This is a genomic window from Reyranella sp. GW821-FHT12G01, assembly GCF_058806575.1.
Window position 1 is genome coordinate 779885 of the sequence record NZ_JBXAPV010000003.1, and the last position, 10289, is coordinate 790173.

12 protein-coding genes are annotated in these 10289 nt (G+C 64.4%); 1 reads left to right on the forward strand and 11 read right to left on the reverse strand.

All coding sequences use genetic code 11. The annotated features are described in order from the left end of the window. Positions 1 to 161 precede the first annotated feature (161 nt). The 11 genes from AC1RP5_RS28760 to AC1RP5_RS28810 all read right to left on the reverse strand — a co-directional run bounded on the left by AC1RP5_RS28760 (position 162) and on the right by AC1RP5_RS28810 (position 9297). On the reverse strand, positions 162 to 797 hold the full coding sequence (locus AC1RP5_RS28760) for a hypothetical protein (protein WP_493116267.1): 636 nt from the start codon (positions 795 to 797) through the stop codon (positions 162 to 164). Positions 798 to 832: 35 nt separating this feature from the next. After that, positions 833 to 1747 (reverse strand): aminotransferase class IV, encoded by a 915-nt coding sequence (locus AC1RP5_RS28765; protein WP_493116269.1) that lies wholly within the window; start codon positions 1745 to 1747, stop codon positions 833 to 835. 9 nt (positions 1748 to 1756) lie between these two features. Further along, positions 1757 to 2524, reverse strand: coding sequence for an amino acid ABC transporter ATP-binding protein (locus AC1RP5_RS28770; RefSeq protein ID WP_493116271.1), 768 nt, complete (start codon positions 2522 to 2524; stop codon positions 1757 to 1759). Beyond that, positions 2521 to 3180 carry an amino acid ABC transporter permease gene (locus AC1RP5_RS28775; protein ID WP_493116273.1) on the reverse strand — a complete coding sequence of 220 codons (660 nt, stop codon included), beginning with the start codon at positions 3178 to 3180 and terminating at the stop codon, positions 2521 to 2523. Before AC1RP5_RS28775 ends, AC1RP5_RS28770 begins: the two co-directional genes overlap by 4 nt. Next, positions 3180 to 3860, reverse strand: a complete 681-nt coding sequence (locus tag AC1RP5_RS28780) for an amino acid ABC transporter permease (RefSeq protein ID WP_493116275.1) — start codon at positions 3858 to 3860, stop codon at positions 3180 to 3182. Before AC1RP5_RS28780 ends, AC1RP5_RS28775 begins: the two co-directional genes overlap by 1 nt. Before the next feature lie 13 nt (positions 3861 to 3873). Further along, on the reverse strand, positions 3874 to 4707 hold the full coding sequence (locus AC1RP5_RS28785) for a transporter substrate-binding domain-containing protein (protein ID WP_493116277.1): 834 nt from the start codon (positions 4705 to 4707) through the stop codon (positions 3874 to 3876). Then, positions 4704 to 5438 carry a GntR family transcriptional regulator gene (locus AC1RP5_RS28790; RefSeq protein ID WP_493116279.1) on the reverse strand — a complete coding sequence of 245 codons (735 nt, stop codon included), beginning with the start codon at positions 5436 to 5438 and terminating at the stop codon, positions 4704 to 4706. Before AC1RP5_RS28790 ends, AC1RP5_RS28785 begins: the two co-directional genes overlap by 4 nt. A 115-nt stretch (positions 5439 to 5553) precedes the next feature. Next, a complete protein-coding gene (cynS, locus tag AC1RP5_RS28795; protein WP_493116281.1) occupies positions 5554 to 6000 on the reverse strand; it encodes a cyanase in 447 nt (148 codons plus the stop codon). Continuing rightward, positions 5997 to 6902 (reverse strand): ABC transporter ATP-binding protein, encoded by a 906-nt coding sequence (locus tag AC1RP5_RS28800; protein WP_493116283.1) that lies wholly within the window; start codon positions 6900 to 6902, stop codon positions 5997 to 5999. Before AC1RP5_RS28800 ends, cynS begins: the two co-directional genes overlap by 4 nt. 7 nt (positions 6903 to 6909) lie before the next feature. Continuing rightward, positions 6910 to 7758, reverse strand: coding sequence for a nitrate ABC transporter permease (gene ntrB, locus AC1RP5_RS28805; RefSeq protein WP_493116285.1), 849 nt, complete (start codon positions 7756 to 7758; stop codon positions 6910 to 6912). A gap of 171 nt (positions 7759 to 7929) precedes the next feature. Continuing rightward, complete coding sequence (locus AC1RP5_RS28810) at positions 7930 to 9297, reverse strand: ABC transporter substrate-binding protein (protein ID WP_493116287.1); 1368 nt, start codon at positions 9295 to 9297, stop codon at positions 7930 to 7932. Positions 9298 to 9682: 385 nt separating this feature from the next. On the opposite strand from AC1RP5_RS28810, the gene AC1RP5_RS28815 reads away from it, so the two are divergent. After that, complete coding sequence (locus tag AC1RP5_RS28815; RefSeq protein WP_493116289.1) at positions 9683 to 10192, forward strand: type III secretion system chaperone family protein; 510 nt, start codon at positions 9683 to 9685, stop codon at positions 10190 to 10192. The last annotated feature ends 97 nt before the right edge of the window (positions 10193 to 10289 follow it).

Below are 10289 nucleotides of genomic sequence, written 5' to 3' on the forward strand. Positions count from 1 at the left end.
AAGTCGTGGATGAAAGAAACTTGCCTCTGGAGTGACTTTCGCGCTGTCGCGGCGAAGCAAAGGTCCCTCGCTACGCTCGGGATCACAACGTTGTTGGAACGCACGTCATGCGCGAGGGCAAAACTGTCATCCCGAGCGGAGCGAGGGACCCTTCTCATTCTTCACTTTGCCGACTCTGCCCGAGTCACCCCGTAGAATTCGATGGTGTAGCGCCTATCGGGGTCCTTTGCGTTCATGTCGACGCGAACAGTGGCGGGATACGGCCCTCCACGGACCCTCCTGAAGCATGCAGGCGAGGCACCGATCTGTGGGGGCGAGGGAGGTGGGCACGAAAAGAAGCCGGTCTGATGCAGATCCTTGCGGGCCAGCCCAAGGGCAGCACTGGCATTGAAGGCTTCGAAGGTGGCTTCGTACCAGTGGATGACCACGCTCGACCTGGCAGTAACGTCCGGATATGCGGCGCGATCGGCGGGCGTTGTATTCCCGTCGAGACGCCACTCGACCCGCAGCATGAACGGTATGAATGCGACGGCATATCTGGCGGCGTTGACCGCACTCGCGTCGAGTTCCTGCAGGTCAATGCCGAGGGCGCGTTCGATGTCCTCTTTCTCGACGAACCCGTCGCGTTCCTGGAGCATCGGCAAGATTCGACGCCAAAGTTCGTCGAACTTCGGGTGCTCTATCACCCATGCCGCGTTCTGTGCAACGGCGACGTTGGCCGTCAGCACCACGTCGCCAAAGGCGATCGCCAGGCAACTCAGGAGAACTGGGAACCGCGGAAGAGACCTGATGCCCATGTTCCAATCAGTGCCGAGTCACGATACCCGGGAGCCTACAGCGCCCCGACCGACTTCAGATAGAGGTCGCTCGCTTCCTTCGTGACTTTGCCGGCCTTGCCGTCGCCGATCGGGCGGCCGTCGATCTTCGTGGCCGGGGTGACGCCGCCCAGGGTGCCAGTTACGAAAGCCTCGTCGGCGGAATAGACCTGGGCAAGGGTGAAGTCGCATTCCTTCGCGACGTTGCCCGCGGCGCGCCAGGCGTCGATCACGTTCTGCTGGGTGATGCCCTTGAAGCTGTAGAGGCTGGTCGAGGTCCAGAGTTCGCGGCCGCGCACGATGAAGAAGTTGGTCGAGTTGCACGAGGCCACGAAGCCGCGCGGGTCGAGCATCAGCGCTTCGTCGGCCCCGGCCTTGATGGCCTGGATCAGCGCCTGGATCAGGTTCAGCCGCGAATGCGAGTTAAGGCGCAGGTCGAACTGGTCGGGGTTGGTCGTGCGGAACGTCGAGGTGAAGAGCGTATAGCCCTTGGCCTTGGCTTCGGGGATCGGCGTCTTGTATTCGGCGACGCAGACGATCGTCGCCTTGCCGATCACGAAGCGCGGATCCTGATTGGGAGTCTTCTTCAGGCCGCGCGTGATCATCAGGCGGACGTGCGCGCCATCGGTCATGCCGTTCTTCGCCAGGGTGTCGGTCACGACCTTGATGACGCCGGCACGGTCGAGGCCGATGTCGAGATCGATCGAGCGCGCGCCTTCGAACAGCCGGTCCATGTGCGCATCGAGGCTGATCAGGCGACCCTTCACGAGGCGCAGCCCTTCCCACACGCCATCGCCCAGCACGAAGCCGGAATCGAACACCGAGACGCTGGCCTCGTTGCGGGGCGCGAAGGCACCATTCACGTAGACCAGCACCTGGTCGTTGCGCGCATCGGCCAGATAGGCCTGGGCGCTCGCTTGCTCGTTGCTCATGACGTTTCCCTAGAAGCTGAATTGCTTGTGACTGGCGAGGAAGGCGCGCGTGCGCTCCTTCTTCGGATCCTTGAGGACTTCGTCCGGCGTGCCCTGCTCGTGGATCGCGCCGTCGGCCAGGAAGATCACGCGCGTCGCGACGTGGTAGGCGAAGCCCAGCTCGTGCGTGACCAGCAGCATGGTGCGGCCTTCCTCGGCCAGTGCGAGGATGACGTTCAGCACTTCGCCCACCAGCTCCGGATCGAGCGCCGAGGTCGGCTCGTCGAACAGCAGCATCTCCGGGTCCATCGCCAGCGCGCGCGCAATCGCCACGCGCTGCTTCTGGCCACCGGAGAGATGGGCCGGATAGGTGTCCGCCTTCTCCGCGAGTCCCACGCGCGCCAATTCCTTGCGCGCTCGTGCGTCGGCTTCGGGCTTCGGCATGCCGCGCACGGTGCGCAGCCCTTCCATCACATTGCCGATCGCCGTCATGTGCGGGAAGAGATTGAACTGCTGGAACACCATGCCGACGCGCTGGCGCACCTGGATCAGCTCGCTCTCGCGATAGGTTCGCTCCCCCGCCCGGCCCTCGCGGCCCAGCATCTGGCCATCCAGCGCGATCGTGCCGCCGCCGGGACGTTCCATGAAGTTGAGGCAACGCAGCAGCGTGCTCTTGCCCGAACCCGAGGCGCCCAGGATCGCGATGCGTTCGCCACGCTTCACGTCGAGGTCGATGCCGCGCAGCACGTCGGTGGCGCCGAAACGCTTGGTGAGACCCGAGACGTGAAGAATGGTCATTCGTCCCTCTTCAGCCGGCGCTCGAGGAAATAGCTGAACTGCACCAGCGGCCACAGGAAGACGAAGAAGATCACCGCGACGGCGGTATAGGCCTCGATCGGATTGTAGTTGAGCGAAGCGATCAGCTTGCCCTGCTGCAGCAGCTCGACATAGGCGACGGCCGAGGCGAGCGTCGACATCTTGAAGATTTCTATGGCGCGGTTGGTCAACGCGGGCAGCATGCGCTTCAGCGCCTGGGGCAGGATGATGCGCCGCATCGCCTGGCCCCAGCGCATGCCCAGCGCCCGCGCCCCGTCCCACTGGCCGGTCTCGATCGACTGGATGCCGCCGCGGTAGATCTCGGCAGAGAAGGCCGCCGAGTTGAGCGAGATGCCGAGCGAGGCGGCGGCGAGCGGCGAGATCTGGAAGGGCAGCAAGATCGGCAGCGCGAAGTAGAACCACAGGATTTGCACGAGCACCGGCGTGTTGCGGAAGAATTCCACGAAGATCGTGGCCGGTATGTGGAGCAGACGATTGCGGGAGTAGCGGCCGAGTCCAACGACGAGGCCGAGACTGAGGCCCAGCACCAGGCAGATCGCGAAGATGCGCAAGGTCCCGGCCGCACCGACCAGCAGCGCGTCGGTGTTGTCGAAGACGGAGGCGAAATCCCAGCGCATCAATGCACCGTCGATTCGCCGCTGCGCGCGAGACGCAGCTCGACGAGCCGCGCAATCTGGCTCGCGAGGAAGATCACGACGAAGTAGATCAGCGCCACGACCGTGTAGGTCTCGAGCGGCCTGAATGTCTTCTGCGAGACCTCGTTGGCGGCGAACAGCAGGTCGGCATAGGAGATGGTGGCGATCAGGGTCGTCGTCTTCATGAGCTCGATGGCGCGCTCCATGAAGGCCGGGATCATGCGCTTCACCGCCTGCGGCAGGATGATCCGGCGCATCGCCTGGTCATGGCGCATGCCGATCGCCCGCGCGCCGTCCCACTGGCCGCGCTCGATCGACTGGATGCCGGCACGGAACACCTCGGCGAAGAACGCCGCCGACTGGATCGAGAAGGTGACGGCGCCGGCCACGAACGGCGTCATCTCGATGCCGACCAGGATCGGCAGGGCGAAGAAGAACCAGAAGAGCTGCACCAAAGGCGGTGTCGTTCGGAACACCTCGATGACGAAGCCGGCCGGCCACGACAGGAACCGCCGCGGCGAAAGACGCAGCAGGGCCAGCGCCAGACCGAGCGCGACGCCGCAGACCAGCGCCGTGCCCGTGATCTTGAGCGTGTTCGCCAGGCCCTGCGCCAACAACGGTGCGTTGGCGAGGACCGGCGAGAAGTCCCACTGATAGGCCAAGAGGCCGAGCCGCCTACTTGATCATTTCTTTCATGACCGGCGGCGCGAGCTTGGGATCGAGACCGAAGTCGGCGATCGCCTGCTCGTACCACTTCTGCGTCTGGCCGCTCTTGTAGTAGTCGGCGAACTGCTTATCGACCCATTCGGTGAAGGCGGTGTCGCCCTTGCGCAGCGCCGCACTCGACGGCTGCGATTCGGCGGGCAGCGGCACCACGATCTTGCCCTTGCCCAAGCGCTGGCGCGCGGCGAGAAGCGGCGGATGGAAGAGCAGCACGGCATCGACCCTGCCCGACTGGAAGGCGGCGATCGCCTCGGCATTGCCGGGGAAGCGCTGGATGTCGGCCTTGGGCGTGTGCTCGGTCGCCCAGCGGTCCATCGTCGAGGCCTGCGGCACGGCGATGCGCACGCCCTGCTTGTTGAGCCCCTCCCAGGTCTTGGCGTCGAGGTCGTCGCGCGCCAGGACGGCGAGCGAATACCAAAGGAGCGGCGCCTCCGGGAAGTTGGCGGCCTGCTTACGCTCTGAAGTGGCGTCGAGCATGAACATCAGGTCGATCTTGTCGCCCTGGAGGGCAGCGATCGCATTGCCCCACGTCACTTCGACCGGCTCGAACTTCACGCCCAGCGACTGCGCCATCGCCTTGCCCATCGAGATGCCGAGGCCCGTCGCCCATTCGCCGGTCTTGGGGTCCTTGGAGTACCAGGGCGGCGCCTGCGTGACGCCGACCCTCAGCACGCCGCGCTTCTTCACCTCGTCGAGCGTGCTCTGGGCCTGCGCGACGAAGGGAATGGCCAGCGCCGCGGCACTCGCGGCCGCGACAGTCAGCAGTGAACGTCGATTGATGGTCATGAATTGTCTCCCCGTTTCGGCTTCCCAGACAAACCCGGCATCGTGCGCAGAAACTTTTCCGTCGTTTCCACGCCACGGCGCATGTGATCGGCGATCTCGGCCTTCATCGCCTCGAAGTCCGAGCCGAACGCCGCCTTGATGTAACTGTCGTGGCTGTCGCGCCTGGGGCCGCGACGCCCGTGCGCGCGATGATGCGCCGCCCAGTAGAGTTGCAGCCGGCCGCGCAGACCGTGCCAGGCCCGCTGCAGGAGCTTGTGGCCGCTCGCCTCGTAGACGAGGCCGTGGAACTCGAGCTCGTTCAGGATGCTGGCGCGATCGTCGCCGGCATCGATCGAGGCGATCAGCACCTCGTTGCGGCGTCTGAGTTCGGCGCGGAAGCGATCGTCGCGGCGTGGCCAGACCTGCTCGAAGGCGAAGGTCTCCAGCACCGTGCGCAGCGAATAGATCTCGTGGACGTCCTCGACCGAGAGCTCGGCGACATGCGTGCCGGTGTAGGGCACCGTCACGACCAACGTCTCCTCGATCAGCTGCCGCAGCGCCTCGCGCAACGGCCCGCGGCTGACCTCGAACCGCTCCGATAGCGCCGTCTCGACCAGCGGCGCGCCGGGCGGAATGTCGCCCGCGAGGATCGCCACGCGCAGCCGCTCGACGATGTGCGCGCGCAACGTCGCCTTCGGCACACGCTGGAAAATCGCGCCTACGTCCGGTGTCGAAAGATCGGAAAGAGCCAAAAATCCTCCGGGAGACCCTGATCGTCGATTGTCAACAATCTGGCATATCGAACGACGACTCCACAAGAAGTCGGCTTTCCTCCCCATTTGAATGGGGAGGCGTTTGAGGTCGACCTCAGTAGCTCTTGTAGCCCAGGAACTTGCCCGACATGGCGATCTTCACCCGGTCGCCCTTCTGGTCGGGTTGGCGCTCCATCGTCATGTCGAAGTCGATGGCGCTCATGATGCCGTCGCCGAACTCTTCCTGGATCAGTTCCTTCCAGGTCGTGCCATAGACCTGCACCAGCTCGTAGAAGCGATAGATCAGCGGGTCGGTCGGCGGGATCTGGGGCAGCGAGCCGCGATAGGGCACTTCCTGCAGCAGCAGGACTTCTTCCTTGCCGAGGCCGAACAGCTTGCCGGCCTTGGTGGCCTGTTCCTTGGTCATCTTCATCTGACCCATGCAGGCCGCGGTGACGATGATCTTCGAGGCACCGCCGATCTTCTTGGCGATCTCCTCCCAGGTCATCTCCTTCAGCCGCTTGACCGTCAGGATCTTCTCTGTGACTTCAGCCCGCTTCATTGCCGTCTCCCGGTTGTTAAAGGCACGATCTCGGCCGGCGGATTGACCGCCGACAATCCTGGTTTCACCAGCTTCGGCCGCTTCGGATCGAAGCCATGCGCGGCGATCTCCTGGTCGAACGCCTTCGAGCGGTTGACCAGGAACTCCACGAGATGGTTGCGGATCGCGTAGTACTGCGGATGCCGGTGCAGGTCGTTCCGATGCCGCTCGTTCTTCGGCATGGTGTTGACCACGATCTCGGCGATGCGCGCGCCCGGGCCGTTGGTCATCAGCACGATCTTGTCGGCGAGCAGGATCGCCTCGTCGACATCGTGGGTGATCATGAACACGGTCTGCTGCGTGTCGGCACAGATGCGCAGCACCTCGTCCTGCAGCATGCCGCGCGTCAACGCGTCGAGGGCGCTGAACGGCTCGTCCATCAGCAGCATCTTGGGCTGGATCGAAAGCGCACGCGCGATGCCGACCCGCTGCTTCATGCCGCCCGAGAGCTGCGCCGGCCGCTTGTTCTCGGCGCCGGCGAGGCCGACCAGCTCGATGAACCTCCGCGCATGCTCCTGCACCTTGGCGCGATCCCAGCTCGGCCAGCGCGAGGAGACGGCGAAGGCGATGTTGCCGATCACCGTCATCCACGGCAGCAGCGCATGGCCCTGGAAGATCACGGCGCGGTCGAGGCTCGGCCCGTCGATCTCGCGATTGTCGACGATGACGGCGCCGCCGCTCGGACTATCGAGTCCGGCCAGCACGTTCAGGATCGTGGTCTTGCCGCAGCCGGAATGGCCGATCAGGCAGCAGAACTCGCCCTTGTCGATGCCGAACCAGATGTCCTCGAACACGGCTGGCTGGCCGGTCTCGCCGAAGCGACGCGCGAGCCCTTCGACGCTGATCAGGGGACGGTGCTCCATGGCGCGCCTATTCCGGATAGGTGACGAGCCTGGCGAGATAGGCCAGGCCCTGATCGAGGAGGAGACCGACCAGGCCGATCAGCAGGATCGCGGTCACGATGTTGGCGATCGAGAGATTGTTCCACTCGTTCCACACGAAGTAGCCGATGCCGGTGCCGCCCACGAGCATCTCGGCCGCCACGATCACCAGCCAGGCGATGCCGACGGAGATGCGCATGCCGGTCATGATGGTCGGCGCCGCGGCCGGAAGGATCACCTTGAAGGCGGTGCGGAAGGGCCCGACCTCGAGCGTGCGCGCCACGTTCAGCCATTCGCGGCGCACGCTGCCGACGCCGAACGCGGTGTTGATCAGCATCGGCCAGACCGAGCAGATGAAGATCACGAAGATCGAGGAGATGGCGCTGTCCTTGATCGTGTAGAGCGCGAGCGGCATCCAGGCGAGCGGCGACACTGGTTTCAAAATCTGGATGAACGGATCGAGCGCGCGATAGACCAGCGGCGACATGCCGATCAGGAAGCCGAGCGGGATCGCCACGAGGGCGGCGAGGCCGAAGCCCAGCAACACGCGGCCCAGCGAATAGGCGAGCTGGATGCCGATGCCCTTGTCGTTGCTGCCGCGGATATAGAAAGGATCGGAGAGGTGCTTCCAGATCGTGGCGCCGATATCGGCCGGCGTCGGCATCGCCGACTTCTGTCCCGTGGCCGCCGCGGCGCCGACCAGCTTGGCGTATTCCGGATCAACCGCCGGACCGCTCGCCGCCGTCGGCATCGTGGCAAGCTGCCAGATGCCGACGATGGCCAGGAAGATCAGGACCGACAGCAGGCCCGCCCGCAGCCCGAGCGAGTTCTTCAGCATGCGCGCCACCCTCGCACCAAGAGTAACGACCTCATCCTGAGGAGCGAGCGCAGCGAGCGTCTCGAAGGATGAGCCACGGACACCGCGCCTGCAGCCCATCCTTCGAGACGGCTGCTGCGCAGCCTCCTCAGGATGAGGCCGGTCTTTGATCCAGCCGACAAAGTCACGAGATCAGGTCCGCTTGATCGCGAAGCTGTTGACGTACTCGTCGGGCTTGGAGGGGTCGAAGGGCTTGCCCATCACCACGATCGTCTTCTTCGACGGATCGGGCGGGGTGAGGCCCATCTCCTTCATCATGGTCGAGGTGTCGGTGGCGAGGTAGACCTCGGACGCGACCTTGGCGTAGTCGACGTCGGCCTTGAGCTGACCCCAGCGCTTCATCTGGGTCATGATCCAGATGGCGAACTGGTTCCAGGGGAACGGATCGAAGTCGATGCGCTCCGGGTCCTTCTTCACGCCGCCAAGGCCATCTGCATAGGTGCCGGTCAGGATCTGCTCCAGCACAGTCTCGGGCTGGTTCAGGTAATTGGCCGGCGCGATCGCCTTGGCGATCTCCTTCCGGTTCTCCTGCTTGTGGGCATAGGCGGTCGCGTCGATGATCGACTTCAGGAGCGCGCGATAGGAGTTCGGGTTCTGGGTGGCGAACTCCTTGCTGACCGTGAAGGCGCAGCAGGGATGGCCGTCCCACAGTTCCTTGGTCAGCAGGTGGATGAAGCCGATTCCGTCGAACACGGCGCGCTGGTTGAAGGGATCGGGGCCGAGATAGCCGTCGATATTGTCGGCGCGCAGGTTGGCGACCATTTCCGGCGGCGGCACCGAGCGGATCGAGATGTCCTTGTCGGGATCGAGCCCGTGCTCGGCCACGTAATAGCGCAGCAGGTAGTTGTGCATCGAGTAGTCGAACGGGACGGCGAAGCGGAAACCCTTCCAGTCCTTCGGGTTGCGCTTGTCCTTGTGCTTGTTGGCCAGGGTGATCGCCTGGCCGTTGATGTTCTCGATCGCCGGCATCGTCCACGGCACCGGGTTCGAGCCGACACCCAGCGAGATGGCGATCGGCATCGGCGAGAGCATGTGCGAGGCGTCGTATTCCTTGGCCAGCGACTTGTCGCGGATCACCGCCCAGCCGGCCGTCTTCACGACTTCGACGTTGAGGCCCTGCTTGGAATAGAAGCCCATCGGATGGGCCATGATGATCGGGGTGGCGCAGGTGATCGGGATGAAGCCGACCTTGAGGTCCTTCTTCTCCGGCGCGCCACCCTGGGCAAAAGCCTCGCGGGCGGCGCCGAGCGGCAGGACGGAGGAGATCGCGGCCATCGCCGTGGCGGCGCCGACCGTCTTCAGGAACTGGCGGCGCTGGGCATCCACCGGGAACACCGCGCGCAGGACGGCGGCGTCGACCACACGGTTCCAGCGATCCTCCTCACCGGCCGGCACGGCGGACGCGGTCAGCCGGGCATGGTCGGCCTGGGCGTGGTTGCCGCCGCAGCTGCAGGTCCCGCGGCCGAGCAGGGCCTTGGGGTCGAACGGGTCCTTGAACATGAAAACCTCCTCCACGTCTTTGCGCCGGCATCTCAGGCGCCGGCCGTGCTTGGAGGCTGAAAAGGCAAGGCGTGTGCCAATCGTTCAGGAGGTGCGCAAATGCGGGGTAATCCGCTGGTCGGAGTCATAATTGCTTAAATTTTTGGCAACTTCCGTCGATTCGTCCTGCGGAATCTCCGGACTCGAATCTTAACGTTGGGGATTAAATTCATGGAATCCCTGACTCTTTTCCCCATACCCGTCGGATTTCCCAATTGCGAACCAAGACCCCATTGTGGCAGGCTAGCGCTAGTGGGTTGTTGGGTGCCCACCACGATATGTCGGCCACCCGCCTCAAGAATGGCTCGCTTGGAGCCGCACGGCGGAATGGTTGGGGAGTGGGTCGATGGCGTTATCTCGACATGAGCGGCTCAGACAGAAGGGTGACCTGAACCCGCTCGAGATGATCGAGAAGGTCGTCACCGCCAACGACTGGCCCTTCGACCGGACCTCCGATCGGGAAATCGCCGTCGAAGTCGCGGGTCGCTGGTGCGACTACCGCATGTTCTTCAGCTGGCGCGACGACGTCGAGGCGCTGCATTTCACCTGCGCGTACGACGTGCGCATTCCGGTCGAGCGTCATACCGACATTCACAGCCTGCTGGCGCTGATCAACGAGAAGATGTGGCTGGGCCACTTCGATCTGTGGACCGAAGAAGGCCTGCCGATGTTCCGCCACGCCATCCCGCTGCGCGGGACCAAGGGCTTGATGGCAGAACAGCTGAACGACCTCGTCGAGGTGGCGATCACCGAGAGCGAGCGCTTCTATCCCGCCTTTCAGTACGTCGTCTGGGCCGGCAAGAGCCCCGCCGACGCGTTGACCGCCTCCATCCTGGAGACGGTCGGCGAAGCCTGAGCCGACAAGGACCTTCCGACGCCCCCTCTCGCTAAAAACAAAAACTTCATTGTTCGGATAGTCCCCAGCGGGGGGGGGGGGGGGGGGGGGGGGGGGG

Coding starts and splice junctions, on each gene's coding strand:
- AC1RP5_RS28785 (WP_493116277.1), bottom strand. CDS start 4,707: ATGACCATCAATCGACGTTCACTGCTGACTGTCGCGGCCGCGAGTGCC.
- ntrB (WP_493116285.1), bottom strand. CDS start 7,758: ATGCTGAAGAACTCGCTCGGGCTGCGGGCGGGCCTGCTGTCGGTCCTG.
- AC1RP5_RS28815 (WP_493116289.1), top strand. CDS start 9,683: ATGGCGTTATCTCGACATGAGCGGCTCAGACAGAAGGGTGACCTGAAC.
- AC1RP5_RS28810 (WP_493116287.1), bottom strand. CDS start 9,297: ATGTTCAAGGACCCGTTCGACCCCAAGGCCCTGCTCGGCCGCGGGACC.
- cynS (WP_493116281.1), bottom strand. CDS start 6,000: ATGAAGCGGGCTGAAGTCACAGAGAAGATCCTGACGGTCAAGCGGCTG.
- AC1RP5_RS28765 (WP_493116269.1), bottom strand. CDS start 1,747: ATGAGCAACGAGCAAGCGAGCGCCCAGGCCTATCTGGCCGATGCGCGC.
- AC1RP5_RS28800 (WP_493116283.1), bottom strand. CDS start 6,902: ATGGAGCACCGTCCCCTGATCAGCGTCGAAGGGCTCGCGCGTCGCTTC.
- AC1RP5_RS28775 (WP_493116273.1), bottom strand. CDS start 3,180: ATGCGCTGGGATTTCGCCTCCGTCTTCGACAACACCGACGCGCTGCTG.
- AC1RP5_RS28760 (WP_493116267.1), bottom strand. CDS start 797: ATGGGCATCAGGTCTCTTCCGCGGTTCCCAGTTCTCCTGAGTTGCCTG.
- AC1RP5_RS28770 (WP_493116271.1), bottom strand. CDS start 2,524: ATGACCATTCTTCACGTCTCGGGTCTCACCAAGCGTTTCGGCGCCACC.